Genomic DNA, 23,753 nt, shown 5'->3' with positions numbered 1-23,753 from the left:
ATGAAGGGACAGACTTTTCGAAGGAGACGTCTCGTGAAAAAAGTTCTGATCACCAGTATGCTGGCCATAGGCGTTGGCTGTGGCGCAGCATTCGCTCAGGAACAGCAGCCGGCCCAGAGCCAGTCCGGCACCGACTGCCCGGCCGGCTCGGCCGGTTGCCCGGAAGGTGCGATGGGCGAACAGGGTAAGGCCGGCGCCACAACCGAGCAGCAGACTCAAGGCGAGGCCGGCGCCACAACCGAGCAACAGGCTCAGGACAAGGCCAAGACCCAGACCGAGCAGCAGACCCAGGGCGAGGCCGGCGCCACGACCGAGCAACAGGCGCAGGACAAGGCCAAGACCGAGCAGCAGACCCAGGGCGAGGCTGGCGCCACGACCGAGCAACAGGCGCAGGACAAGGCCAAGACCCAGACCGAGCAGCAGACCCAGGGCGAGGCCGGTACTGCCACCGAGCAGCAGACTCAGGGCACTACTCAGTCACAGGATGAGACGGAGACCGGCGCGATCAGCAATGTGACCGTTGAGCAGAAAACGCAAGTCACCCAGATCCTCAAGCAGGAAAAGGTCGAACCGGTTGCCGACGTCGACTTTGACATCTCAGTCGGTGTCGAGGTTCCGCGGCAGAGGGTTGAACTGCGTCCTCTGCCACGGCGAATCATCGAGATCGTCCCGGCTTACGAAGAGTACCAGTATTTCGTGTTGGCCGATGGCCGTATCATCATCGTCGACCCGGATACATTCAAGATCGTCCTTATTCTGACCTGACGCCCTAGTTCGGGTTAATCGAGGGGTCCGCTGCCCCCACGGCGGACCCCTCGTCTGCATCGACAAGTCTCTGCCACCGAAGGCACGGCTATTACGCCTGTTCAAACTGACAGGCTTTCTGCGTGTCGAGGTTCCTTCCAGCCGCTTCCCACCTGGATTACATCTGGACGGCGTCCTCCCTGCTCAAAAGGCCTGAGCTAGGACTTCGGTCTGGCCGCTTGCCGACCATGGGCTGGCCCAGGCAGTGCTTTGGTCCGGGACCGCTATGGCAAAAGCCTGAAATGGGGGAGTTTGTAGGAACCGAGTTCCTGCAGGCGTCGTTGCGATGCCGACACCGTGACAGGAGGCTGCAATGGACCCCAGCATTCACCAGGCACGTTGGCTGCTTTTTCCGGTATTTGGCCTGGTGTTCGGGGTCGCCGCCGTCGGGCTTTTCATCGGCTGATGAGGTCCACCGATGAAGGCAACGCACTCGCGCAGTCATGAGTCCCTTCCTGCGCCAGCGAGACCCACCGGTTCTCCCCCTTGTGACTGGTGGGTCTTGACACAGCCCGATGATGGCGAAAGCCTGATAAATCGGTGCAGTTCAGAAGATTGGCTTGGCGAAGGATTGACTTGGACGAATTCGAAATAGGCAGAGATGCAACATAGGGCGTGACGGTAAAAGGATATTCTGGCGTGCTATTGGCAAATTCATTGATCACAGACGCAATACGGCCGCAGCGCCCGAAGCATTGTGAGACAAGAGTTCTCGCCGGTGCGCGGCCTGCCCGGCCTCAATCGCAGCGCAGTCTCAAATCTCTTCGAGGGCTTCGCGTCGCCATCTGCCTGAGCGCATCAGCCTTGGTTCTCGTCGTCAGCCCCTACCGTGTGGCACAGGACGGCCTGTCCCTGACGCTAAGCCCACAGGCCGCCTGGGCACAAGGGAACTCTGGGAACGCTGGGAACTCAGACTCCGGCAACTCTGATTCCGGCAACTCCGGCTCCGGCAACTCTGGCTCCGGCAACTCCGGCTCCGGCAACTCCGGCTCCGGCAACTCTGGCTCCGGCAACTCAGGAGACACTGAAAGCCCCGGCAACTCTGGAAACGCTCCTGGAAATGCCACAGACCCTGGAAATGCCACAGACCCTGGAAATGCCGCAGCCCCACAGGCCACGGACCCGAACGGCAATGCGAACGAAACAAAAGCACTGAACGTCACTCCCCCGACAAATCCGGCTACCGCGCTAAATCCTGGCAACAAGCCCAAGACGTATATTAACGTGACCACTGGAGACCGGATCGAGGTGCGCGGGGCAAGCGTGGGTGTGGTGCATTCCAACGGGCTGAGCGAGCGCATCGACGGCGGCCATTATGAGATGCGCGATGCCATGGGCCGCACCATCATTCGGCGGCAGGCAAAGAAATCCGATCGGGCAAGACTGCTCCGGATGATCGAGTGATGGCGCATTCCACAGGCCGCAAGGCTGTCTTGCTTCATGCAGGATCGCGGACAGGCGGATGCTGATGCTCGGTCGCGTCGCGCAATGTCATCGCGGCTTCGGTGCGGTTGCTCACATTGAGCTTGGCCAGAATCCGCGTCATGTGATGCTTTATGGTTTTCTCGTGCAGGTTCAGCTGAAGACCGATCCGCTTGTTGCTCAATCCCGCGGCAACGAGCGTCAGGATCTCTCTTTCGCGACTGGTGAGTTCGGCCAGAACGTCGGGTTTCTCGATCGCGGTTGGTTGGCTGGACAGGTCGACCAACACGCGCGCCGACAATTGCGGACAAACATACCGTTCGCCCATCGCCACCGTGCGCAGTATGGCGGCCAGGGTTCTCGATCCGACACCTTTTAGGACATAGCCTCTTGCCCCGCTCTGCAAGGCGGTCATGACGTGCTGGTTTTCCTCCGAAACGGTCAGCATCACGATTTTCAGATCCGGGTGCCGCTCCAAAGCCGGCTCGACTGCGCTGAGGCCCCCTCCAGGCACCGAGATGTCCATCAGCAGAATATCGAGCTGCTGGTCTTCCGATATCCGCAAGGCGTCATCTCTACTGCTGCCTTGGGCAACGATCTCGAACCCGCCGATCTGCTCGAGGGTGCGCACAACGCCTTCCCTGAACAGCGGATGGTCGTCGACAATGGCGAGCTTTATGGCCGCTGCCATCACGCCTGTCCTATTTCGACTGTGTTGAGAACCATTTTCACCACCGTGCCGTTCTGTGAAGATGTTACATCAAATTGGCCGCCGAGGCTTTCTACCCGCTCACGCAGCCCGATGAGCCCCAGCCGTTCAGGATGGATGATCTTCGGGTCGAAACCTGGGCCGGTGTCGGAAACCTCGATAGAAACGCGCTCCCCGTCGAAATGTTTCGCGACCGATTGATCGGCACCCCCGGCATGGTGAAAGCCGTTGTTCAGCGCCTCCTGAATGAAGCGAAAGATGCAGATCTTGGCCGCTGGCGACAAGGGTGTGTGGCTCCCGGTCATGGACAGCATCACTTTGACGCCGGTCCGCTCTTCGTGCGCTCGCACGGCAAGCTCGAGGATTTCCGTCAACTCGGCATTCTCGACATGCGGCAGCATAAGACCCTTGCTGACATTCCTGATTTCTCGCATCGCATCGTCCAGATTCGCTTTGACCACCTGCAATTCCCGTGCGCGCGCCGCAGCCGACGTGGCAGGATCGGCTAGCATGGGGCTGTCAATCCCTAGCGCAGCGAGGGCAACCAGTTGCGCCGGCCCGTCGTGCAGGTCCGCGCCGATCCGCCTGAGGTAACGCTCGTTAAGTGCCGTGGCGCGCTGCGAAGCACGTTGCACCCGCAGCCTCAACATTCTGTTTTGAGCAACCAGGACGGAAAGTTCGGCAATGCGCTGCTTCAAGGAGCGGCTCTGCGAACGAATCGTGCGGCTGCCACGAAAAACGATCACCGAAAGACCGAGGAAAAAAACCGCGGTGACGGCTGCGACATCGAACCAGGTCCGAACGAGTGCCTGCCGGAGATCCTTTTCAAAATCGGTGGCGATCTCGTCGAATTCCAAAACAGCCACGACTTCGCCCGACCATGGCTGAAGCATCGGATTATAGATTTCAAGAAGATGCAGGCCGCTGTCCCTCTCAGCCTGGTTATCGTAGTGCCTGTCCATTTCAGCAACCATGTCGCCGGCGAATGCGGCCCGGAGATTGTCGCTGAGTGGAAAGCGCTTCCCGACCAGATTTTTATTGGTTGAATAGAGGATGGTGCCATCGCGGCGCCATAGCTTGAACGATTCGAGCCTTTTGCCGAGCGCGCCTTGGCCCAGCGTTTCATCCAGCGCGTGCGCAACGCTCTCGTCCAGCATCTCGCTCCTGCGCATGTCGGGAAGCAGCGGCGCGATGACGCTGTCGACGTAAAGAGCGGTAGAGGCGGCCGAGTTCCGGGTGACCGCGGCTTCAATCTGGCTTGTCACGGACATTCCAACCACGATCATCGCCGACAGCGAAAACAGCCCGCCGGCGAGCAGAAACTGAGTGGCCAGCGACAGTGCATTCCACCGATCGAGCAATCTTGTCGGTCTGTATGGCGCCATATCTCCACCGGCCCGGTCGGCGGCGCGTCGCGCCAGCGGCACGATTCGAGAGAACCAGCCAATCTGTCGTCGAACGACGCTAAGTGACGCCATCTTTGATCTGCACCGATCAATAACAAGGGAACTTAGGGCTTGCAGGCTGGACGAAAACCGCAACCTTGCGGTTTTTTGCGCAAGCGCCACTGCCATGGTTGAGCGAGGCAGCAAATATGACGCCTCAACCACGTGCTAACGGCACCTGTCGCCCCTGGCAGCGGAGGAAGGTGCTGCGTACTTTCACTTCCGGTCGCGCAATGCTCTCACCGCTTGCGTAAGGGTCATCCGATCGTTGCCGTTCTTTTTGATCAGCCTGCTGACCTGGCTGGGCGAAACGCCATTTTCTCGCGCGAAATGCTCCACCTCGTAATACTGGTCCACCGACAGGCGGTCGCGGTCGAGAAACGATCGATCTTTGTTGTTGTCGTCCATTTCCGTTTTCCCACTGAAGCTCGTTTGAACATTGGACGCAAACGAGGGACCACCCGCCAAATCGAGGAATGGCGGGTGGTCCCTTATCGGCGCAGGAAGGGACTTAGCTGCGCAGATATCTTCGTCCATCAGCCACATCGTCAAGTCGGTCCTTCGTCAGCTGACGACTATTCCAATTGCCAGGAAGGCAATGGAGACAGCGAAGACCGGTGCAAGTAGCCAGCGGGCTTGGTGAACACTATTCTCCATCGATTCCTCCCGTGACGCACGGCGAGCAACGAGTGCTGGCAGTCGTGGTTCCGGGCCACACGCCATCGTCGCCCTTTGCGCACGACAATTCAGACTTAGGTCCAACGGCACGGCGTCTCTGGTCGGACCGAAGCCCAGCCGCGGAACGTTTGCAGCTGTCTCGTTGTTGAAGGCGAGCTTGGCGCGACGAAGATGCGTCCCAGCGCAAGACAGCTCATTAGGAAGGAAAAACTTATGAGAATGCATCTTTCCACTGCAGCCGCAGGATTTCTGCTGCTGGCAAGTGTCGGCGCCGTGGCTGCCCAGGACGTGATCATCCAGCCCGAACAGGAGACCGTCATCAGGGAGTATGTGAAAAAGCAGCCGCTCGCCTCGGTGAACCTGCTTGGCGTGGAGCTCAATATCGGCTCGGCGCTGCCCGAGACGGTCGAGCTTCATGAGGTTCCCGACGTCCAATATCGCTACGTCGTCGTCGACAATCGGACCGTTCTTGTTGATCCAGGCACACGCAGGATCGTTAAAATCATCGATTGAGTGAAATGGCCTGGGGAGGAGAAGCTCGCCGCTTGGACGCGGCGGGCCTTCTTGCCGTTTCGCTGTCGCCTACGGTTCATAGCGCCTACGGTTTCATAGCGCCCGTGGTTCATAGCAATTGAAGCGTGCAGTCGGTGCGCCCCGAAACCCGCGGCATCGTCCTTTGGGCGCGACGCGTCAGACTTAGGCCCTACGCAAAGGCCTGCCGAATCGGACCGAAGCCCAGCTAAGGAACGTTTGCCGCTGCCTCAAGTTTGGGTAAGCAAGGCGCTGATGCCGTCCAGCGCAAATGGGCTTCAAGTCACAGACATAAAGGAGGCAGTTATGAGAATGCATCTTTCCACCGCAGCCGCGGGCCTTTTTCTGCTGGCCAGCGTTGGCGCTGTTGCCGCTCAGGACGTGATCATCGCGCCTGAACAGGAGACCGTGATCAGGGAATATGTGGAAAAGCAGCCGCTCGCATCCGTGGAACTCCCTGGCGTGGAACTCAATATCGGTTCAACGATACCCGAGACGGTCGAGCTTCACGAAGTTCCCGACGTCGAGTATCGCTACGTCGTCGTTGACAATCGCACCGTTCTTGTTGATCCCGGCACACGCAAGATCGTCAAGATCATTCAGTGACCTGAACGCGAGGGGAGGAGACGCCCCCCGCGTCGAAAAGAGCGGCGGGCGACTATGCGATGGGCAGTGTCAAAATGCGAACAATCAGCAGACTTTTCGATTCCCGCGACCAGGCAGCGCGTGCCGTTGCCGCGCTTCAGGCGGCAGGAGTTTCTCAAGAACAGATCAGCGTCATCGGACCTTACGACGACGAAATCAGGGCTGTCCTGCGTGGTCCGGGCGGTGCCGCGCTTGGCGCGGCCGCTGGTCTGTTAATCGGCCTGGGTGCTTTTGAGGCCACCGGCATTGATCCTGTCGGAGCGGTGGCTGGCTTAATTCTCGTCGGTGGGGCCTGCGGCGGCTTTGCTGGTGGGCTTCTCCAGGCATCTGCCGATGTTGCTAGACAGCCGAGTGAGCCGAAGGTTGAACAAGGCGTCATTTTCGTGATGGCGCAGGTCGATGAAAATCAGGCCGATACCGCACAGACAGTGCTTGAAAATCCCGTCCGCGTAACGCAACTCGTGGCCACAGCCGGCTGAGATGCGTCGGGTTGGTTCGCCCTAACCCCTTCCCGGCTTATCGTCCACGAATCGCATTCAGATCGATTCCCGCTGAGCCGTCAGTTTTCCCTCTGACGGTTCACGAGGCGGGAAGCGTCTGCTCGACCAGATTGACGTAGTAGCGCAGCACGGTCGGCACGATCTCGTCATTGAAGACGTAGCGGTCGCCGTGCAGGCCCTCGCCGGGCCCGACATCGCCGACGCCGATCCACGCGTAGCAGCCGCCAGCCTCGCGGATCATGAAGGCGAAATCCTCGCAGCCGAGGCTCGGGCTGAACTCGGTCGAGACGTTCTCGCTGCCGACGGTGGCGGCGGCTGCCGCGATGGCGCGGGCCGTGGCGTCAGCCGTGTTGATGAGCGGCGGATAGCCCTTCTTGTAGTCGAGCGTGGCCTTGAGCGCATGGGCTGCGGCAATGCCGTGGGCGATCTCGCCGATCAGCTTCTCGCAATGATCGGAATGATTGGGCTCGAAAAACCGGCAGGTGCCTTGCAGCCAGACCCTGCCCGGCACGATGTTGCCGACTTTGCCGCCGTGGATCTGGGTGAGGCTGACGACCAGCGCGGTTTGCGGATCGACCGAGCGGCTGACGATACGCTGAACCGCCTGGACAAAGGCGCCCGCGGCCAGGATCGGGTCGTCGCCGAGCTGCGGCATGGCCGCATGCGCGCCAAAACCCTCGAAGGTCAGCTCGAAATTGTCGACGGCCGCCATCTGTGCTCCAGCGCGAGCGGCGATCGTCCCCTGCTCCAGGCCCGGCCAGTTGTGGACGGCATAGATCGCCTCGACCGGGAAACGCTCGAACAGGCCGTCTTCGATCATGCGCAGGCTGCCGCCTTCGTTTTCTTCGGCTGGCTGGAAGACGAAGTAGACGGTGCCGTCGAAGGCGCGGGATTGGCTGAGCAGGCTGGCCGCGCCGAGCAGCATGGCGGCGTGGCCGTCATGGCCGCAGGCGTGCATCACGCTCTCGTTCCTGGACGCATAGGGCAAGCCGGTCCTTTCGACGACGGGAAGCGCGTCCAGCTCGGCGCGAAGGCCGATGGCGCGTGTGCCCGTGCCGCTGCGCAGGACGCCGACGACCCCGGTGCCGCCGATCCCCTCATGCACCTCGTCGAGGCCAAAGGCGCGCAGTTTCTCGGCAATGAAACGCGCCGTTTCATATTCCTTGAATCCGAGTTCGGGATTGCAATGGATGTGGTGCCGCCAGGCTATGACCTCTGGAGTCAGAGCGGCGATCGGGTCATTATGCGGCATGATGCTCTCCTTCCAAGCCGCAAAGGGCGGTTTGGATCACGATTAGAAGGCCGCATAACAGGCGTCTTGAACCAGATTGACCGCTGCAGGGACAAAAGCCGTGGACGCGACAGAGACCAGGAAATACTGGCGCCACCCCAGCTTCCCTGAGCTTGGCCTGTTCAAGGCGCGCTTCACGCAGCATCGCTATGATCTGCACACGCACCCAACCTATGTGATCGCGCTGATCACGGCTGGCTGCGAACGCATCCGCATCGGGCGCCACAAAATAGTCGCTCCGGCAGGCACCATTGCTGTCGTCAATCCCGAGGAGTGGCATGACGGGGAACAAGGTGCGGATGAAGGCTGGGCCTACCGGACGTTTTATCCCCCGGTGCCGCTGATGGCGGGCCTCGCCCACGAGCTGGGCAGGGCTGACACTCCGGTCTTCTCACGTCGGAATATCGAAGACAGCGATCTCGCCGCAGCGTTGATGGCAGCGCACCAGAGCTCGACCTCACCGGACGCGACGCAAGCCGAGACGTCGCTGCTCGTCGCCTTGAGACATCTCATCGTTCGGCATGGCGATTGCAGCGGGCGGGTAGAGGAGATCGAAGGCTCGGGATCGCGACGGAGGTTCTCGCTCTACGAGGAGCTTGTCGAAAGCGACCTTGGCTCGCAGCTCGACCTGCAGCGGCTTGCCGACGCCGCGTCCGTCACCCGGTTTCAGGTCATCCGGGATTTCAAGAAGGCGATTGGCCTGACGCCTGCAGCCTATATCCGCGACCGGAGACTGCGTCGCGCCAGCTCCTTGATCGAACAGGGGCTCGGCCTCGCCGAGGCCGCCATTGCGTCAGGTTTCGCCGACCAGAGCCATCTTTCCCGTGCGTTCCGGACCATGCATGGCATGACGCCGGGCATGTTCAGGAGAGGCAAAGCTCCCGAACCAAAACGAGTTCACATCGAAATGAAATGATCGGGCAGTGGCCGGACCACCAATGTCGGCGCCGATTCCCGACGCAAGCTTGCGTTGTCATTTCGCCGCCGCCTCCACCCGGTCCGCAGCGGCGGCCAGCACGGCGCGGTCGCCCTCCTCGTATAAGCGATGGATCGAGATGGAGCTGACGCGCCAGCCTTCGGGCGTCCGCACCAGCCGGTGCAGATAGCTGGCGCCGACCGTCCAGAACCGTGTGTCGATCCAATGGGTAGCGCGAACATGGCTGCGCGCGACCGCGTCGTTGCCCGCGCCTTCGACAACGATGTTGGTGATAAGGTGCTGGGTGGCGTCGAAGCCCGGTAGCAGGCCTTGCCACTGAGCAATCAGCGCGTCGCGGTCGCTGGTCGCGACCTCGCCACCGAAAAGGCTGGTATAGTCGGTCGTGACGCGGGTCGTGAAATAGGATTTTACCCGATCCCATTCGCGCAAATCGGCATAGAGGCCGATCCCCGCCACCGCCTCGGCGATGGCGGTCTTGTCTTCGCTCGTCAGCGCAGCCGTGGACTGCATGGTGCTCAAGGCGGGCAGAGCGGCAAGCGTCGCGGCAAGAACTGCCGACGCCAAAATAAACCGGCGGGTGACGGGGCTCATTGTCCCGCCTCCGCTGCACCGCCCAGCGTGGCGCGGAAATGCGCCTCAACGGCGTCGCTCGCTGTCTTCACCGGCGCAGCGCGGTCGTAGAAGTCGAACTGGGTGACGTTGTCGAGCCACAGCTCCTGCTTCGGCCCGGTCAGCCACCCGTACAATTTGTGCGCGCCCTGCGGGATGGCAGCCGCCTCGCTGTGCACCATCAGCAAGGGCTGATGCAGGCGCCGGGCAGCCTGGATCGCATCGAATGTCAGCCAGCCGCGCCAGAAGGCCGGATCGGCCTCGTTGCGCCAGGCCGGGATCATGCCGCGACCAGCCTCTGTATAGTAAGGCACCTTGAACATGATCGCCCGCTCGTCGGCCAGGCTGGCGGCGGGCAGGAAAGCCTGCTTGTCGGTGCGGCGATAGGCGGCCTCGGCCGCATCACCCACGGCTTCAAGCCTGGCAATGCCGTCCTTGCCGCCATAGGTCTGCTCGACCACCTCGGCATCGTGCAGCCAGGGCGCGACCAAAGCGACCGACTTGATCGCGGCATTTTTGGCGGCGGCAGTGACCATGTAGCCGGAGCTGGCGCAAATGCCGAGCCCGCCGATGCGGTCCTTGCTGATCTCTGGCCGGGCCGCGAGATAGGCGACCGCCGCCTCGATGTCGGCGACCTTGGCGCTGGGGTCCTCATACTGGCGGCGGGCGCCGCCGCTCTCGCCCCAACCGCGAAAATCGAAGGTCAATGCGACGAAGCCGCGGTCGGCCAGCTCGCGGGCATAGCGGGCCGGCATCTGTTCCTTGACCGTCATCCAGGCGCCGGTCACGACCAGCGCGGGCCGAGGTTTCGCGTCCAGATCCTCGGGCAGATAGAGATCGCCGACGATCTGCTCACCGTGCGAGGCGAAAGCAACGCGCTCGACGCGCGATGCGGCGAAGGCGCTTGAGCCGAGGGCGGCGGTGGTTGCCGTGGCCAGCGTCAGGATTTTCAACATCGTAAATCTCCTTTGGCCTGGAGCGAAAAGCGCGGCGCGACGGATTAAAGGCCGCCGTCTCAGCGGTCATCCGTCAGTCGGCCGGGCAGTGGCTTCAGCTTGTAGTGCGTCCAGTAGAAGGTGTCCGACTGGTACATGTCGGTCAAGAAATTCTGCGCCTCGGTGATCTTGCCGTCCCTGATGCGAAACATCAGGGCGAAAAGCTGGTCGATCTCGGGACCTGAGCCGACGTTCGACCAGCCGCGATGGATGTCGACGACGAGATCGCCCTGCGCCTGGAAGAAGATCGGCTCAGCCCTGAATTTGCCGTCGGCCAGGCCACGGAAGAAGGCGACCACTTCCTCCGGCCCGCGCTTGTCGCCGGCTAGCGGATGGTGGCCGGGAATGCGCCACACGATGTCGGCCGCCAGGAAGGGCCGAACCGCCTCCGGGTTCCCGGTCGCATAGGCTGCGTAATAGTCCTTGATCAACTGGATGTTGCGGTCTTCCTGCGGGCCGCCGTTGGCGGGGGCGGCCGACACCGCCAGGAGAGCGCCGGCGGCGAGCGAAGCGAGCCTGGTCATCGGTCCTGTCTCCTTGCCTTTCGGGCCGTCGCGACAGCGAAGCCTGTTCGTCGGACCAACATGACGCTTTTGGTTCACCGGAAAAACCCGTAGAGTTCGACAAGGCTATTTGGAATGTCCTCACAATGCGACTCGACCAGTTCAGCGGCATCGTCGCCTTCGTGAAGGTCGCGGAGGCAAAAAGCTTCACCCGCGCCGCTGCCGAACTCGGCGTCGCCCCGGCCTCGCTCAGCGAGGCGGTCAAGGGTCTCGAGGAGCGTCTCGGGGTGCGGCTCCTCAACCGCACGACCCGCAGCGTCGGCCTGACCGAAGCCGGCGCCCACTATTTCGACCAGGTGCGCCCAGCGACCGAGGAGATCCGGGCGGCAGGCGCGGCACTGCGCGAGACCCGCGACCGCCCCGCCGGCACGCTGCGCCTGAGCCTGCCGTGGATCGCCGCGCCGCTGCTGATCGAGCCGCTGATGGGACCGTTCATGGATGCCTACCCGGAGGTGCGGCTTAGCCTGATCTTCGACGACAATTTCGTCGATATCGCCGCGCAGGGCTTCGATGCCGGCCTGCGGATCGGCGAGCTTCTCGAGAAGGATATGATCGGCGCGCGTCTGGGCGGGCCGTTGCAGACGGTGGTGTTGGGCAGCCCCGACTACCTGGCGCGTAACGGCACGCCAAAACGACCCGCCGACCTCGCTGCCCACCGCTGCATCGCCTTCGCCTTCACCCGCACCCGCGCCATCTCGCCCTGGGAGTTTGTTGTCGATGGACGCCAGGTCGAGTTCACGCCCGACGCACGTCTGGTCGTGAACACACTGCCGCTCTGCATCACCGCCGCCGCGCAAGGGCTTGGCCTGGCCTTTGCCGCCGAAGGCCTCGCTGCGCCGCTTCTCGCCTCAGGCGCGCTGGTCAAGGTGCTGGAGCCTTTCTGTCCCACCTACGAACCGCTCCACCTCTATTATCCCAGCCGTCGCCTCGTCCCGCCAAAGCTGCGGGCGTTCATCGATTTCGTCCGCGCCAACGCCAACAATTTGCGGATCTGATGCGCCGCCGGGAAACCAGCCATGACGCATATCGGCGAGCCGGTCCGGCTCACCCCAGGCGCCGACCATCTGCCGGGTGGCGGCGTTGAGGCGGTTGAAGGCGTTGATTGGCCGCATTGCAAACCGCAACAACCCGTCGGGTTGAGCCAATAGTTCCGGCTTTCGCGGCACGGAGCCCGATGCTAAGGGCTGCAAATCTTGAATCAGCAACGGATCGCCCTGTGACCGACACCGAACGCCCTCGCCTGCCGCTGATCGAAATCTGCGTCGAAGGCATCGATGGCCTGCTCGCCGCGCAAGCCGCCGGCGCCGACCGGGTCGAGCTCTGCGCCAGCCTCGTCGAGGGCGGCATCACACCGAGTTTTGGTATGGTGCGCGCAGCCGTCGAACTGGCGACGATCCCATTCCACGTCATCGTGCGGCCGCGCGGCGGCGATTTTCTCTACAGCGACGCCGAGTACCGTTCGATGCTCGCCGATATCAGCGCGCTGCGCGAGCTTGGCGTCGCCGGTGTCGTCGTCGGCTGCCTGAATGCCGACGGTACCATCGACGAAAAGCGGATGAGCGACTTGGTGCAGGCGGCAGGGCATTTGAACGTCACCTGCCACCGTGCCTTCGACATGACCCGCGATCCAACTGATGCGCTGGAAGCGCTGATCCGCAGCAAGGTCGGCCGCGTGCTGACCAGCGGCCAGCGCGACACCGCATTGGAGGGCGCGGCCCTGCTGGCGGCCCTCGTCCGGCAGGCGGGGAAGCGCATCATCATCCTCGGCTGCGGCGGGCTCGACCCAAACAACATCGCCGAGGTGCGGGAAAGAACCGGACTGACCGAAATGCATTTCGCCGCACTCAAGGACGTGCCGAGTGCCATGCGCTACCGCAATCCGCGGGTTGGCATGGGCGGCACCGACCTCGACCGCGAGTACCGCAACACGGTGACCGACGCGGCGCTGGTGGCGGCGACGATTGCGGCGGCGAAAGTATGATCGCGAAGGAAGAAAACAAACGGGCACGCCTGCCGATCGACCGGGTCTCGCCGCAGGACGAGCCCGCCATCCTCGCCCTCAACAACGCGCACGCGGCCGAGTTGTCGTGGCTTGAGCCAGGACGCCTGTCCTTCCTGCTCGACGAGGCGTTCTATACGCGCCGCATCGGCGCGCTCGAAGCCTTCATCATGACCTTCGACCAGGACGCCCGCTACGACAGCCCGAACTTCCTGTGGTTCCGCGAGCGCTATCCGCGCTTCGTCTATGTCGACCGCGTCGTCGTTGCGGGAGAAGCGCGTGGCCGCGGCCATGCCCGGCTGCTCTATGAGGATCTGTTCGACCATGCATCGCGTGCCGGCCAGACCATCGTCACCTGCGAGGTGAATGCCGAGCCGCCCAACCCGGCTTCAGATGCCTTTCACGCAGCGCTCGGCTTCGTCGAGGTCGGCGACGCGGTGATCCACGGCGGCAAGAAGGCGGTGCGCTACTATACCAGGCCGATCACCGGCTGAGGCGACGGCGCTGCCCTGCCAGTTGCGGTTTCCCCTACTCCCCTACTCCCCTCCTTCATGCGTTGGGGCGGCCACTGCGCGCTTGGCCATCACCACGATCAGATTGGCGCGATAATCGGCGGAGGCGTGGATGTCGCTCATCAAATCATTCGCCGGCACTTTCACTCCGTTGAGGGCGGCGGCGTCGAAATTCGTGGCAAGCGCCGCCTCGATTTCCTTCGAACGAAAGACGCCGCTGTCGCCGGCCCCGGTGACGGCAACGCGGACTCCGTCCGCGCCGTTGGCCACGAACACACCGACGATCGCATAGCGCGATGCCGGATTGCGGAACTTTTCATAGGCCGCCTTGGCCGGCGCGGTGAAGGTCACCGCGGTGACGATCTCGCCGTCCTCCAGCGCCGTCTCGAACAGGCCTGTGAAGAATGCGTCGGCGGCGATCTCGCGCTTGTTGGTGACGATGGTGGCGTCGAGGGCCAGAAGTGCCGCCGGATAATCGGCGGCGGGGTCGTTGTTGGCGATCGAGCCGCCGATTGTGCCCTTGTAGCGCACCGCAGGATCGCCGATCCGGGACGCCATATGGGCGAGCGCCGGACACGCCCTCTTCAGCTTCTCGTCGCTGGCGACATCGTGATGCGTGGTGGCGGCGTGGATGGTGATGGTGTAGCCCGCCACCTCAATGCCTTTCAATTCCTCGATGCGCGAAAGATCGACGAGATCGGACGGTGCGGCAAGCCGCGTCTTCATCGCCGGGATCAGTGTCATGCCGCCCGACAAAAGCTTTGCATCGCCGGTCTCGAGCAGCTTGACGGCCTCGGCGACGGAGGCGGCTCGGTGGTAGTTGACTGGGTACATTTGTCTTTCTCCCTTCGGGGGAAAGGAGCGAATAGGGAGTAGTGAGTAGCGAGTAGGGCCTACCCCTTCGCACGCACTTTGTTCCCTATTCGCTACTCCCTATTCGCTATTTGCTTATCAATGTTTCGTTCCCCGGATCGCTGCCCAGACCGTGGACGGCGATGCCGGCATGGCGATATCGGTGATGCCGATGGCGTCGGTGATGGCGTTGATCACGGCCGGCGGTGAGCCGATGGCGCCGGCCTCGCCGCAGCCCTTGATTCCGAGCGGATTGCCCGGGCACGGCGTGTTCGAGGTCGAGACCTTGAACGACGGCAGGTCGTCGGCGCGCGGCATGGCGTAGTCCATGTAGCTCGCCGTCAAAAGCTGCCCGCTGGCATCGTAGCGTGTGCCCTCCAGCAAGGCCTGGCCGATTCCCTGGGCGACGCCGCCATGCACCTGGCCTTCGACGATCATCGGGTTGATGATGTTGCCGAAATCGTCGGCCGCGACGAACTGGACGACCTCGGTCACGCCGGTCTCGGGATCGATCTCGACCTCGCAGAGATAGCAGCCGGCCGGGAAGGTGAAGTTCGACGGATCGTAGAATGAGGTCTCCTTCAACCCCGGCTCCATGCCGCCAGGCAGGTTGTGGGCGGTATAGGCAGCAAGCGCCATCTGGAACCACGGCACTTGTTTGTCGGTGCCGGCGACCTTCAGGGCGCCGTTTTCGATGACGATGTCGCCCTCGTCGGCCTCGAGCAGATGGGCGGCGATCTTCTTGGCCTTGGCCTCGACCTTGTCGAGCGCCTTGACAACGGCCGACATGCCGACGGCGCCCGAGCGCGAACCGTAGGTGCCCATGCCCATCTGCACCTTGTCGGTATCGCCATGGACGATGGAGACGCTGTCGATCGGCACGCCGAAGCGCTGGTTGACCAATTGCGCGAAGGTTGTCTCATGGCCCTGGCCGTGGCTGTGCGAGCCGGTCAGCACCTCGATGGTTCCGGCGGCGTTGACGCGCACCTCGGCACTTTCCCAAAGGCCGACACCCGCTCCAAGACTGCCGACCGCCGCCGACGGCGCCAGTCCGCAGGCCTCGATATAGCAGCTCATGCCGATGCCGCGCAGCTTGCCTCTGTTGGCAGCGTCGGCCTTGCGCTGGGAAAAACCGGCATAATCGGCAGCGGCCATCGCCGCGTCCAGCGAAGCGGCATAATCGCCGGCATCATAGTTCATGATGACCGGTGTCTGGTGCGGGAACGCGGTGATGAAGTTCTTTCGGCGAAGTTCCGCCGGAGACACGCCCAACTCGCGTGCGGCGGTCTCCATGGTGCGTTCGAGCAGATAGGTGGCCTCCGGCCGCCCTGCCCCGCGATAGGCGTCGACCGGCGCGGTGTTGGTGTAGACGGCGCGCACATTGGCGTGGATCGCCGGAATGTCGTACTGGCCGGACAACAGCGTCGCGTAGAGATAGGTCGGCACGCAGGACGAGAACAGCGACATGTAGGCGCCGAGATTGGCGATGGTGTCGACCTTCAGCCCGGTGATCCTGTTGTCCTTGTCGAAGGCCATTTCGACCGTCGAGACATGGTCGCGGCCATGGGCGTCGGTGAGAAAGCTCTCGGTGCGGTCAGCGACCCATTTGACCGGCACGCCGGTCTTCTTCGAGGCCCACAGGCAGACGATTTCTTCCGGATAGATGTATATCTTCGAACCGAAGCCGCCGCCGACATCCGGCGCGATGACGCGGAGCTTGTTTTCCGGCGCGACATTGTAGAAGGCGCTCATCACCAGGCGCGCGAGATGCGGGTTCTGCGAGGTCGTCCAGCAGGTATAGTGGTCCTCGGCCTTGTCGTAGTGACCAAGCGCTGCGCGCGGCTCCATGGCGTTGGGCACCAGCCGGTTGTTGACGATCTTCATGCGGGTGATGTGGGCAGCCGCCTTGATTGCCGCGTTGGTCGCCGCGCTGTCGCCGAGCTCCCAGTCGAAAATCAGATTGCCGTCGGCTTCCGGATGGATCTGTGGCGCACTCCTTTCGAGCGCCTTCGGAGCGTCGATGACCGCCTTCAGTTCCTCGTAGCTGATGTCGACCGCCTCGGCAGCGTCGCGCGCCTGGCCCTTGGTCTCGGCAACCACGACGACCACTGCATCGCCGACATAGCGGACCCTGTCGAAGGCCAGCGGCGACCACGCCCCCATCTTCATCGGCGAGCCGTCCTTGGAATGGATCATCCAGCCGCAGATGAGATTGCCGATGCCGTCGGCCTTGAGCTCCTTGCCGGTCAGCACGCCGATGACGCCCGGCATGGCCTGCGCCTTTTTGACATCGATCTTCTTGATCTCAGCATGCGCATGCGGGCTGCGCACGAAGGCCGCATGCTTCATGCCGGGAACCACCATGTCGTCGACATAGCGCCCGGCGCCGGTAATGAACCGCTTGTCTTCCTTGCGCGCTACACGAGCGCCAACACCTTCAATGCCCATCGCAGAAATTCCTCCCAAAAAATTAGGGGAATAGGGGAGTAAGGCAGTAGGGCAGTAGGAATTTGAGCCGAATTCCCCTACTGCCTTACTGCCCTACTCCCTTACTGCCCTCATGCAGCTTGCCTGGCCTTGCCCTTCGAAGACATCGTCTCCGATGCGGCGAGGATCGCCTTCACGATGTTGTGGTAGCCGGTGCAGCGGCAGATATTGCCTTCGAGCTCGGCCCGCACCGTGGCCTCGTCGAGGCCTTCGGGATGGCGGTTGACCATGTCGGTCGCCGTCATGATCATGCCGGGCGTGCAAAAACCGCATTGCAGCCCGTGATGCTCCTTGAACGCCGCCTGCATCGGATGCAGGTCGGCGCCGTCCGCCAGACCTTCGATGGTCACGACGCTCGACCCGGAGGCTTGCACCGCAAGCATCGTGCAGGATTTTACCGCCTTGCCGTCGACATGGATCACACAGGCGCCGCATTGCGAGGTGTCGCAGCCGACATGCGTCCCGGTCAGGCCGAGATTCTCCCTCAAGAAATGAACCAGAAGCGCACGGTCTTCGGCAGTGCCGCTGACCCGCTTTCCGTTCACCGTCAATGATATCTCCGACATGAAACCTCCCTGGGTGCTACCTTGGTCGTTTTTGGCGTCGGTGGTGCCCGAGCCCTCCATCTGTCCGCTATTCTTATACCGCAAAGAGCACGGGAAATAGTGCCGCGGAATGCCGAGATTGCGAGAATGCAGTTCGGCCGAAAATCCGCCTATTGTACTTTCGGTCACGGAAAGACAGGCAAACGGCCGAGCGAAGCGAAACCATGGTCGCCTGGCGATGCCGCCTGCCGGCCATCAGCGGCCATGGTGCTGGCCAGGCCGATTTCAGCCGATGCCGTGCTTTCTGAGAACCTCCTGCTCGTCGCCTGACACCCAGCCGAATATTTTAGGCTCTCCGGCCAGTTTCTGCACGAGGTAGTGGACGTCGAAATCGATCGTGACGTCGGTTTGGCCTTTGCGCGCAAAGATCGACGTCCAGGCGACGTGGGCAACGCAATGATGCTCGTCTATCGGCGAAATGCCAACATCGCGTATTCGCATCTCCTTGGTGCCGATCGCTCGATAGCGAGCATAGCCTTGTTCCATAGCCTGCTTGAGCTGGTCGTCGTTCTTCCCGACCATGACGCCGGCAGGCGACGCCGCAATGAAGGCGGAAGCATAGACCGACGTGACTTCGTCCATGTCGGCATCACCGGCGAGGGATTTCCGGAAAAGCCGCTCGTAGCGTTCGAATAGCTTCCTGACCTGGGCGTCCATGGATAACTCCCTTCCGCTGTGGTTTTGGATCTGACTTTTCTGAGCGCCGATGCTGTCAAAAACAGCAGAAAATTCAATTCCGTCATGTTGGCTCATTGCCAAAGTAGCACTTGAAGACAACAATGGTTTCGACGCCGGCGCGACAGGAGCACAAAAAACAGCCGCGCACAAAAAGAGCGTCGGAGGAAATAGAGGAGGAAGCCGCTGGCCAGTTCACGGACGCGCTATGCATGCGGCCTATCGGTTCTCACCACCGACGAACCCGACGCGGATGCGTTCGCGCGGGCGGTGGCAGTGGAAGCCGCGGCCATCGACGCTGGATTTGCCCTGCTGTTTTTCTCGCAAAGCCTGCTTGAGGCAGTCGCCCTTTCGGAAGCGCTGAACAACCACGCGCCGGCACTCCGCTATGCCGGCTGCTCGACGGCCGGCGAGATTACGCCCAAAGGCCTGGAGGACGGCCAGGTCATGGCCATGCTGCTTCCCTCCGCATCTTTTTCGGCAGCCAGCACCATGGTCGAAAATCTGTCGTCATCGAGCATGGACGGGATCACCGGCGAAGTCGAGGCGCTGAGGCGTTCGTTACGCGGCCGCGTCGGGCACGAGCGAGCCGACACCACTTTCGCGCTCTGCCTGATCGACGGGCTGTCCTATGCCGAGGAAGCGGTCACCTCCGCCATCCATTGGGGGCTCGACGATATTCCACTGATCGGCGGGTCGGCCGGCGATGATTTGAAGTTCGAGACGACGCGGCTGATCTCGAACGGCAAGGTTGCCTGCGACTGCGCCATCATCGTGCTGATCACCACGGAAATTCCTTTCCACGTGTTCAAGACCGACAATTTCGTCCCCACCGACGAGAAGCTGGTGGTGACCGCGTCCGACCCCGATCACCGCACCGTGCGCGAATTCAACGCCACCAATGCCGCCGAGGAATATGCCGCCTCGGTCGGCGTCATCCCGCAGATGCTGACGCCGCTGAGTTTCGCTTCGCACCCGGTGGTGGTGAAAGTCGGCGGCGAATTTTACTGCCGCTCGATCCAGAAGATGCACGCGGACGGCTCGCTGTCGTTCTTCTGCGCCATCGACGATGGCGTCGTCCTGTCCATCGCCCGACCCAAGAACATGGTTGAATCGACGCGTGCCGCCTTCAGGGATGTCGAGGAAAGGCTTGGCGGCATCGACATGATCCTCGCCTTTGACTGCGTGCTGCGCAGGCTCGATGCGCGCAACCGCCAGGTCTTTCGGGAGATGTCGGAACTCTACAAGGTCAACAACGTCATCGGCTTCGGCACCTATGGCGAGCAGTACCGGTCGATGCATCTGAACCAGACGTTCACCGGCATCGCCTTCGGAGAGCGGCAGGCGGCGGAGTAGGAGGTTTCATGCCGCTCAGGGACATCAACGACCTGGAGAAGCTGAAGAAGATCAACGCAGCCCTTGTCAGCCGCGTCGAGCGCTCGATGGATCAGCAAGGCAACGCGTTCTCGCTGTTCCAGACCGCGATTTCGCTCGAGAATCGAGTGCGTACGCGCACCGAGGAACTGCACTCGACACTGCGTCGATTGGAACAATCCAACATCGATTTGAGCGCGGCCAAGGAAAACGCCGAACTGGCGAACCTGTCCAAGACCAGGTTCCTGGCAGCCGCCAGCCACGACGTGTTGCAACCGCTGAACGCCGCGCATCTCTCCGTCTCGGCGCTGGCCGAAGTGCAGACCAGCGACGAAGGCAAAAAACTGGTCCGGCAGGTCGAGCGGTCGCTGGAGACGATGGAGGATCTGCTCCGCACCCTGCTCGACATCTCCAAGCTCGATGCCGGCGTCGTGCAGCCCGATATCGGCGACGTCAGCCTGGAGGTGCTGTTTTCGTCGCTGCGCTCGGATTTCCTGCCGGTCGCCGAGTTGAAGGGCCTGACGCTGAAATTCCGGCCGGTCAACGCCGTCGTGCGCTCGGACCGCACCTTGCTGCGCCGCATCCTGCAGAACATCCTTTCCAACGCGCTGCGCTACACCCGCTCCGGCGGCGTGCTGGTCGGCACCAGGCATCGCGGCGACACGATCCGCATAGATGTCGCCGATACCGGCTGCGGTATCCCCGACGACCAGCGCGAGGCGGTGTTCGAGGAGTTCCACCGCGGCACGTTCCCGACCGATGCCGGGCTAGCCGGCGGCGGGCTGGGACTGGGCCTGGCCATCGTGCGCCGCATCGCCGCCGCACTCGGCCATCCCGTGACGTTCTCGTCGAAAGTCGGACACGGCACGATTTTCCACATCGACGTTCCGGTCGGGATCGGCGCCAGCGTCGATGCCATTGCCAGCAGCGCCGACATGGAGCGGCCGCGCGGCTACGGTCTGTTCGGCACGAAGGTGCTGCTGGTCGAGAACGACGTCGAGGTGCTGCAGGCGATGACATCCCTGCTCGAGCGCTGGCAATGCCTGGTGCGCCCCGCCACCTCGACCGATGTCGCGCTCGAGATGCTTGGCGATACGGACTGGGTGCCGGACATCGTCATCGCCGACCAGCATCTCGACGGCGGCGACCTCGGCACCACCACGATCGCCGAGGTCCGCGATTATCTCAGCCGCGCCGTGCCGGCGCTGATCGTCACCGCCGACGGTTCGGAGACCGTCGCCAAAGCCGCCCGCGCCGCCGGCATCGAGCTGATGCGCAAGCCGCTGAAACCGGCGCAGCTGCGCGCCCTGCTGGCGCATTTGCTGGCTTGATCCCAAAGACATTGGCAGAAGACCGCGAGCGACAAGAAAATGGTGCGCTGTCACCGTAATTTCTCGTCCTTGGACGGAAAAGGTAAGTTCTCGGTGACGGTTTATTCACCCTAAGGGGCACGCCTAAAACCCCGCCTGGCCGCGAAACAGCTCGGCACTGTCGAGCTTCGAAACCTCGATGACGGCTTGCGTCCGGCTGTAGACGTTGAGTTTGCGCAGGATCTCGGAGACATGCGCCTTGACGGTGGTTTCGCCGACCTGCAGCTCGTAGGCGATCTGCTTGTTGAGCAAGCCCTGGCGCAGCATCTGCAGCACCCGCAATTGCTGCGGCGTCAGTTTGGCAAGCCGCTGCACCATCTCGGCGCGGTCGGTGCTGTCGGCGTCCGGTGGTTGGCCCTCATAGGTTTCGGGCACGTAGATCGCACCTTCCATCACCGAGCGGATGGCGGCGGCCAGGTCGCTCTTGCGCGCCGATTTCGGGATGAAGCCGGCCGCGCCATAGGACAGCGCCTCGGAAATGATCTTGGGCTCCTCATGCCCCGAAACGATGACCACCGGCAGGCGCGGGTAGCGGGTCCGAAGCTGCAGCAGTCCGTCGAAGCCATGCACGTCGGGCATGCTGAGGTCGAGCAGCGCCAGATCGAACGGCTTGGCGTCCGCCAGGAGCTCGAACGCCTCGGTGATCGAGCGCGCCTCGACGGTGTCGACGTCCGGATAGGCCATCTGCACGGCGCTGTGCAGCGCCTCGCGAAACAGCGGGTGGTCGTCGATGATCAGAAACCGGGCGCGATCGTTGACTGCGGTCATGGCGTTCGTTTCAGTTCAGGGCAGGATAGAATAGCCCAGCGACCATGGCCAGATTATTGGCAAATAGTACATCGCCATCGCTGGCCGAAGGGCGGAGATGGCGATTTCCGGACGACCATGCCTTGCCCGGTCGTCCAAATCGGCCGAATGTGCAGGAATGAGCGACCTCGTCCTGCACAACTACTACCGCTCCTCCACCTCCTACCGGGTGCGGATCGCGCTGGAGATGAAGGGCCTGACCTACCAATATGTGCCGCATCATCTGCGCCACGGCGAGCATCTCGAGCCAGCCTATCTCTCGGTCAATCCGCAAGGACTGGTGCCGGCGCTGATCCTGGGCGATGGTACGCTGCTGACGCAATCGCTGGCGATCATTGAATTTCTCGACGAGACCAGGCCCGAACCGCCGCTTTTGCCGCAGGACGCGCCTGGCCGGGCCCGCGTCAGGATGCTGGCGCAGATGATCGCCTGCGACATCCATCCGGTGAACAACCTGCGCGTGCTGACCTCGCTGCGCACGCTGTTCGGCGCCGGCGACGAGGACGTCGCCAACTGGTTCCGGCACTGGGTGAACGAAGGTTTCCAGCCGCTTGAAAAGATTCTTGTTTCATCGCCTGAAACAAAAACGTTCTGCCATGGTGACACGCCGGGGCTGGCCGACATCTGCCTGGCCGCGCAGGTCACCAGCAACGCCCGTTTCGGCGTCGACCTGACGCCCTACCCGACGGTCACACGCATCCACGCCGCCTGCATGGCGCTGCCGGCCTTCCAAAGGGCCGCGCCGGAGAACCAGATCGATGCCGAATAGCAGCGCTATCCAATTATGAGGAATTGCCGATGAAAGCCGTTGTCTTCGAAAAATTCGGCGAGATGCCGACGATCCAGACTGTTGCCGATCCGGAGCCGGCACCGGGCGGCGTTGTCATCAAGGTCGAGGCGACCGGGCTCTGCCGCAGCGACTGGCATGGCTGGATGGGCCACGACGACGGCATCCGCCTGCCGCATGTGCCGGGCCACGAGCTTGCCGGCGTCGTGATGGCCGCCGGCAGCCAGGTGACCCGCTGGAAGACCGGCGAGCGCGTCACCGTGCCGTTCGCCGTCGGCTGCGGCCGCTGCTTCGAATGCAGCTCCGGCAACCATCAGGTCTGCGAGCACCAGACCCAGCCCGGCTTCACCGGCTGGGGCTCGTTCGCCGAATATGTCGCCATCGACCATGCCGACACCAATCTGGTCCGCTTGCCGGACGAGATGGAATTCGCCACCGCCGCCAGCCTTGGCTGCCGCTTCGTCACCTCGTTCCGCGCCATTGTCGACCAGGGCCGGCTGACGCCAGGCGAATGGGTGGCCGTGCATGGCTGCGGCGGCGTCGGCCTGTCGGCGATCATGATCGCCAGCGCCATGGGCGCCAACGTGATCGCCATCGACCTGACCGACGAGAAGCTGGACTTCGCCAAAAAAATCGGCGCGGTGGCGACGATCAATGCCGCCAGGACGCCGAACGTGGTCAAGGCGGTCAAGCAGATCACCAATGGCGGCGCGCACATGTCGATGGACGCGCTCGGCCATCCGACGACCTCGTTCAACTCGATCGCCAACCTGCGCCGGCGCGGCCGCCATGTGCAGGTCGGGCTGATGCTCGGCGATCACGCCAGGCCGCAGATCCCGATGGACAAGGTGATCGCCTTCGAGCTCGAAATCCACGGCAGCCACGGCATGCAGGCCTACCGCTACCAGGCGATGATGGAGATGATCCGCACCGGCAAGCTGAAGCCCGAACTGCTGGTCGGCAAGCGGATCAGCCTCGATGAGGCGCCCGCGGCCTTGATGGCGATGGGCGGCTTCGAAGGCATCGGCATCGGCGTGGTGACGAAGTTCTAGCCGTGCCGCTCCCCCTTCTCCCCTTGTGAGGCCTTTGCACAGAATCGGATTGATGATTCCGGGGGTAAGGAAGAGAGGGAGATGATTCGGATGGTCGATCGTGT

Annotated in this window: 26 protein-coding genes; 14 read left to right on the top strand and 12 right to left on the bottom strand. The window is 62.7% G+C overall.

What is annotated here, in order from left to right:
* Positions 1–33 precede the first annotated feature (33 nt).
* Together AC0L3H_RS20495 and AC0L3H_RS20490 are read left to right on the top strand one after the other, a co-directional pair.
* On the top strand, positions 34–765 hold the full coding sequence (locus AC0L3H_RS20495) for a DUF1236 domain-containing protein (RefSeq protein WP_473586708.1): 732 nt from the start codon (positions 34–36) through the stop codon (positions 763–765).
* 843 nt (positions 766–1,608) lie between these two features.
* Positions 1,609–2,208: a hypothetical protein gene (locus AC0L3H_RS20490; RefSeq protein ID WP_473586707.1), complete on the top strand. Its 600-nt coding sequence runs from the start codon at positions 1,609–1,611 to the stop codon at positions 2,206–2,208.
* Positions 2,209–2,242: 34 nt separating this feature from the next.
* Here AC0L3H_RS20490 and AC0L3H_RS20485 read toward each other — a convergent pair whose 3' ends face one another.
* The 3 genes from AC0L3H_RS20485 to AC0L3H_RS20475 all read right to left on the bottom strand — a co-directional run bounded on the left by AC0L3H_RS20485 (position 2,243) and on the right by AC0L3H_RS20475 (position 4,788).
* Positions 2,243–2,917: a LuxR C-terminal-related transcriptional regulator gene (locus AC0L3H_RS20485; protein WP_473513718.1), complete on the bottom strand. Its 675-nt coding sequence runs from the start codon at positions 2,915–2,917 to the stop codon at positions 2,243–2,245.
* Positions 2,917–4,320 (bottom strand): sensor histidine kinase, encoded by a 1,404-nt coding sequence (locus AC0L3H_RS20480; protein ID WP_473586749.1) that lies wholly within the window; start codon positions 4,318–4,320, stop codon positions 2,917–2,919. Before AC0L3H_RS20480 ends, AC0L3H_RS20485 begins: the two co-directional genes overlap by 1 nt.
* A 276-nt stretch (positions 4,321–4,596) precedes the next feature.
* Positions 4,597–4,788 carry a DUF3606 domain-containing protein gene (locus tag AC0L3H_RS20475; RefSeq protein WP_023803623.1) on the bottom strand — a complete coding sequence of 64 codons (192 nt, stop codon included), beginning with the start codon at positions 4,786–4,788 and terminating at the stop codon, positions 4,597–4,599.
* Positions 4,789–5,271: 483 nt separating this feature from the next.
* Here AC0L3H_RS20475 and AC0L3H_RS20470 point away from each other — a divergent pair, with 483 nt between their 5' ends.
* From AC0L3H_RS20470 to AC0L3H_RS20460, 3 genes are all read left to right on the top strand, one after another.
* On the top strand, positions 5,272–5,571 hold the full coding sequence (locus AC0L3H_RS20470; protein WP_027156174.1) for a DUF1236 domain-containing protein: 300 nt from the start codon (positions 5,272–5,274) through the stop codon (positions 5,569–5,571).
* Positions 5,572–5,895: 324 nt separating this feature from the next.
* Positions 5,896–6,195, top strand: a complete 300-nt coding sequence (locus AC0L3H_RS20465) for a DUF1236 domain-containing protein (RefSeq protein ID WP_473495635.1) — start codon at positions 5,896–5,898, stop codon at positions 6,193–6,195.
* A gap of 59 nt (positions 6,196–6,254) precedes the next feature.
* The gene (locus AC0L3H_RS20460; protein ID WP_473586706.1) at positions 6,255–6,713 is read left to right on the top strand and encodes a hypothetical protein; all 459 of its coding nucleotides are present in this window, start codon (positions 6,255–6,257) and stop codon (positions 6,711–6,713) included.
* Positions 6,714–6,813: 100 nt separating this feature from the next.
* Here AC0L3H_RS20460 and AC0L3H_RS20455 read toward each other — a convergent pair whose 3' ends face one another.
* Positions 6,814–7,986 carry an amidohydrolase gene (locus AC0L3H_RS20455; protein WP_473586705.1) on the bottom strand — a complete coding sequence of 391 codons (1,173 nt, stop codon included), beginning with the start codon at positions 7,984–7,986 and terminating at the stop codon, positions 6,814–6,816.
* A gap of 100 nt (positions 7,987–8,086) precedes the next feature.
* Here AC0L3H_RS20455 and AC0L3H_RS20450 point away from each other — a divergent pair, with 100 nt between their 5' ends.
* Positions 8,087–8,941 carry an AraC family transcriptional regulator gene (locus AC0L3H_RS20450; protein WP_473586704.1) on the top strand — a complete coding sequence of 285 codons (855 nt, stop codon included), beginning with the start codon at positions 8,087–8,089 and terminating at the stop codon, positions 8,939–8,941.
* A gap of 57 nt (positions 8,942–8,998) precedes the next feature.
* Here AC0L3H_RS20450 and AC0L3H_RS20445 read toward each other — a convergent pair whose 3' ends face one another.
* From AC0L3H_RS20445 to AC0L3H_RS20435, 3 genes are read right to left on the bottom strand one after another with little or no spacing between them, the layout of a single operon-like run.
* Positions 8,999–9,553, bottom strand: a complete 555-nt coding sequence (locus tag AC0L3H_RS20445) for a nuclear transport factor 2 family protein (RefSeq protein WP_473586703.1) — start codon at positions 9,551–9,553, stop codon at positions 8,999–9,001.
* Positions 9,550–10,527, bottom strand: a complete 978-nt coding sequence (locus tag AC0L3H_RS20440; protein ID WP_473586702.1) for an alpha/beta hydrolase — start codon at positions 10,525–10,527, stop codon at positions 9,550–9,552. Before AC0L3H_RS20440 ends, AC0L3H_RS20445 begins: the two co-directional genes overlap by 4 nt.
* A gap of 59 nt (positions 10,528–10,586) precedes the next feature.
* Positions 10,587–11,090 (bottom strand): nuclear transport factor 2 family protein, encoded by a 504-nt coding sequence (locus tag AC0L3H_RS20435; protein ID WP_419693591.1) that lies wholly within the window; start codon positions 11,088–11,090, stop codon positions 10,587–10,589.
* Positions 11,091–11,215: 125 nt separating this feature from the next.
* Between AC0L3H_RS20435 and AC0L3H_RS20430 the strand changes: the two genes are divergently transcribed.
* From AC0L3H_RS20430 to AC0L3H_RS20415, 4 genes are read left to right on the top strand one after another with little or no spacing between them, the layout of a single operon-like run.
* A complete protein-coding gene (locus AC0L3H_RS20430; RefSeq protein WP_473586701.1) occupies positions 11,216–12,124 on the top strand; it encodes a LysR family transcriptional regulator in 909 nt (302 codons plus the stop codon).
* A 21-nt stretch (positions 12,125–12,145) separates the two neighbouring features.
* Positions 12,146–12,277, top strand: a complete 132-nt coding sequence (locus AC0L3H_RS20425) for a hypothetical protein (protein ID WP_473586700.1) — start codon at positions 12,146–12,148, stop codon at positions 12,275–12,277.
* Between the two features lie 26 nt (positions 12,278–12,303).
* Positions 12,304–13,110, top strand: a complete 807-nt coding sequence (locus AC0L3H_RS20420; protein ID WP_473586699.1) for a copper homeostasis protein CutC — start codon at positions 12,304–12,306, stop codon at positions 13,108–13,110.
* On the top strand, positions 13,107–13,622 hold the full coding sequence (locus tag AC0L3H_RS20415) for a GNAT family N-acetyltransferase (protein WP_473586698.1): 516 nt from the start codon (positions 13,107–13,109) through the stop codon (positions 13,620–13,622). Before AC0L3H_RS20420 ends, AC0L3H_RS20415 begins: the two co-directional genes overlap by 4 nt.
* Positions 13,623–13,664: 42 nt before the next feature.
* On the opposite strand, the gene AC0L3H_RS20410 is transcribed toward AC0L3H_RS20415, so the two are convergent.
* The 4 genes from AC0L3H_RS20410 to AC0L3H_RS20395 form a co-directional block, all read right to left on the bottom strand.
* Positions 13,665–14,474 carry an FAD binding domain-containing protein gene (locus tag AC0L3H_RS20410; protein ID WP_473586697.1) on the bottom strand — a complete coding sequence of 270 codons (810 nt, stop codon included), beginning with the start codon at positions 14,472–14,474 and terminating at the stop codon, positions 13,665–13,667.
* A gap of 117 nt (positions 14,475–14,591) precedes the next feature.
* On the bottom strand, positions 14,592–16,940 hold the full coding sequence (locus AC0L3H_RS20405; protein WP_473586696.1) for a xanthine dehydrogenase family protein molybdopterin-binding subunit: 2,349 nt from the start codon (positions 16,938–16,940) through the stop codon (positions 14,592–14,594).
* A gap of 110 nt (positions 16,941–17,050) precedes the next feature.
* Positions 17,051–17,545, bottom strand: coding sequence for a (2Fe-2S)-binding protein (locus AC0L3H_RS20400; protein WP_473586695.1), 495 nt, complete (start codon positions 17,543–17,545; stop codon positions 17,051–17,053).
* A 264-nt stretch (positions 17,546–17,809) separates the two neighbouring features.
* Positions 17,810–18,241, bottom strand: coding sequence for a nuclear transport factor 2 family protein (locus tag AC0L3H_RS20395; protein ID WP_287177662.1), 432 nt, complete (start codon positions 18,239–18,241; stop codon positions 17,810–17,812).
* 294 nt (positions 18,242–18,535) lie between these two features.
* Here AC0L3H_RS20395 and AC0L3H_RS20390 point away from each other — a divergent pair, with 294 nt between their 5' ends.
* Positions 18,536–19,615, top strand: coding sequence for an FIST N-terminal domain-containing protein (locus AC0L3H_RS20390; RefSeq protein WP_473586694.1), 1,080 nt, complete (start codon positions 18,536–18,538; stop codon positions 19,613–19,615).
* An 8-nt stretch (positions 19,616–19,623) separates the two neighbouring features.
* On the top strand, positions 19,624–20,964 hold the full coding sequence (locus tag AC0L3H_RS20385) for an ATP-binding response regulator (RefSeq protein ID WP_473586693.1): 1,341 nt from the start codon (positions 19,624–19,626) through the stop codon (positions 20,962–20,964).
* Between the two features lie 123 nt (positions 20,965–21,087).
* Here the strand turns inward: AC0L3H_RS20385 and AC0L3H_RS20380 are convergent, their stop codons facing one another.
* Complete coding sequence (locus AC0L3H_RS20380) at positions 21,088–21,771, bottom strand: response regulator (protein WP_023803603.1); 684 nt, start codon at positions 21,769–21,771, stop codon at positions 21,088–21,090.
* Positions 21,772–21,928: 157 nt separating this feature from the next.
* Here AC0L3H_RS20380 and maiA point away from each other — a divergent pair, with 157 nt between their 5' ends.
* Complete coding sequence (gene maiA, locus AC0L3H_RS20375) at positions 21,929–22,579, top strand: maleylacetoacetate isomerase (protein ID WP_473586692.1); 651 nt, start codon at positions 21,929–21,931, stop codon at positions 22,577–22,579.
* A 29-nt stretch (positions 22,580–22,608) separates the two neighbouring features.
* Positions 22,609–23,649 carry a zinc-dependent alcohol dehydrogenase family protein gene (locus AC0L3H_RS20370; RefSeq protein ID WP_473586691.1) on the top strand — a complete coding sequence of 347 codons (1,041 nt, stop codon included), beginning with the start codon at positions 22,609–22,611 and terminating at the stop codon, positions 23,647–23,649.
* Positions 23,650–23,753 lie beyond the last annotated feature (104 nt).

It is taken from the genome of Mesorhizobium sp. WSM4816 (assembly GCF_055811535.1).
The sequence above is the reverse complement of the archived record's forward strand: the minus strand, read 5'-3'. Positions and strand labels throughout refer to the sequence as shown.

Bases quoted from the DNA above. Each gene is read 5' to 3' on its own strand.
- AC0L3H_RS20485 (WP_473513718.1), bottom strand. From the start codon at position 2,917: ATGGCAGCGGCCATAAAGCTCGCCATTGTCGACGACCATCCGCTGTTC.
- AC0L3H_RS20480 (WP_473586749.1), bottom strand. From the start codon at position 4,320: ATGGCGCCATACAGACCGACAAGATTGCTCGATCGGTGGAATGCACTG.
- AC0L3H_RS20475 (WP_023803623.1), bottom strand. From the start codon at position 4,788: ATGGACGACAACAACAAAGATCGATCGTTTCTCGACCGCGACCGCCTG.
- AC0L3H_RS20470 (WP_027156174.1), top strand. From the start codon at position 5,272: ATGAGAATGCATCTTTCCACTGCAGCCGCAGGATTTCTGCTGCTGGCA.
- AC0L3H_RS20465 (WP_473495635.1), top strand. From the start codon at position 5,896: ATGAGAATGCATCTTTCCACCGCAGCCGCGGGCCTTTTTCTGCTGGCC.
- AC0L3H_RS20460 (WP_473586706.1), top strand. From the start codon at position 6,255: ATGGGCAGTGTCAAAATGCGAACAATCAGCAGACTTTTCGATTCCCGC.
- AC0L3H_RS20455 (WP_473586705.1), bottom strand. From the start codon at position 7,986: ATGCCGCATAATGACCCGATCGCCGCTCTGACTCCAGAGGTCATAGCC.
- AC0L3H_RS20445 (WP_473586703.1), bottom strand. From the start codon at position 9,553: ATGAGCCCCGTCACCCGCCGGTTTATTTTGGCGTCGGCAGTTCTTGCC.
- AC0L3H_RS20440 (WP_473586702.1), bottom strand. From the start codon at position 10,527: ATGTTGAAAATCCTGACGCTGGCCACGGCAACCACCGCCGCCCTCGGC.
- AC0L3H_RS20435 (WP_419693591.1), bottom strand. From the start codon at position 11,090: ATGACCAGGCTCGCTTCGCTCGCCGCCGGCGCTCTCCTGGCGGTGTCG.
- AC0L3H_RS20430 (WP_473586701.1), top strand. From the start codon at position 11,216: ATGCGACTCGACCAGTTCAGCGGCATCGTCGCCTTCGTGAAGGTCGCG.
- AC0L3H_RS20425 (WP_473586700.1), top strand. From the start codon at position 12,146: ATGACGCATATCGGCGAGCCGGTCCGGCTCACCCCAGGCGCCGACCAT.
- AC0L3H_RS20420 (WP_473586699.1), top strand. From the start codon at position 12,304: ATGCTAAGGGCTGCAAATCTTGAATCAGCAACGGATCGCCCTGTGACC.
- AC0L3H_RS20415 (WP_473586698.1), top strand. From the start codon at position 13,107: ATGATCGCGAAGGAAGAAAACAAACGGGCACGCCTGCCGATCGACCGG.
- AC0L3H_RS20410 (WP_473586697.1), bottom strand. From the start codon at position 14,474: ATGTACCCAGTCAACTACCACCGAGCCGCCTCCGTCGCCGAGGCCGTC.
- AC0L3H_RS20405 (WP_473586696.1), bottom strand. From the start codon at position 16,940: ATGGGCATTGAAGGTGTTGGCGCTCGTGTAGCGCGCAAGGAAGACAAG.
- AC0L3H_RS20400 (WP_473586695.1), bottom strand. From the start codon at position 17,545: ATGTCGGAGATATCATTGACGGTGAACGGAAAGCGGGTCAGCGGCACT.
- AC0L3H_RS20395 (WP_287177662.1), bottom strand. From the start codon at position 18,241: ATGGACGCCCAGGTCAGGAAGCTATTCGAACGCTACGAGCGGCTTTTC.
- AC0L3H_RS20385 (WP_473586693.1), top strand. From the start codon at position 19,624: ATGCCGCTCAGGGACATCAACGACCTGGAGAAGCTGAAGAAGATCAAC.
- AC0L3H_RS20380 (WP_023803603.1), bottom strand. From the start codon at position 21,771: ATGACCGCAGTCAACGATCGCGCCCGGTTTCTGATCATCGACGACCAC.
- maiA (WP_473586692.1), top strand. From the start codon at position 21,929: ATGAGCGACCTCGTCCTGCACAACTACTACCGCTCCTCCACCTCCTAC.
- AC0L3H_RS20370 (WP_473586691.1), top strand. From the start codon at position 22,609: ATGAAAGCCGTTGTCTTCGAAAAATTCGGCGAGATGCCGACGATCCAG.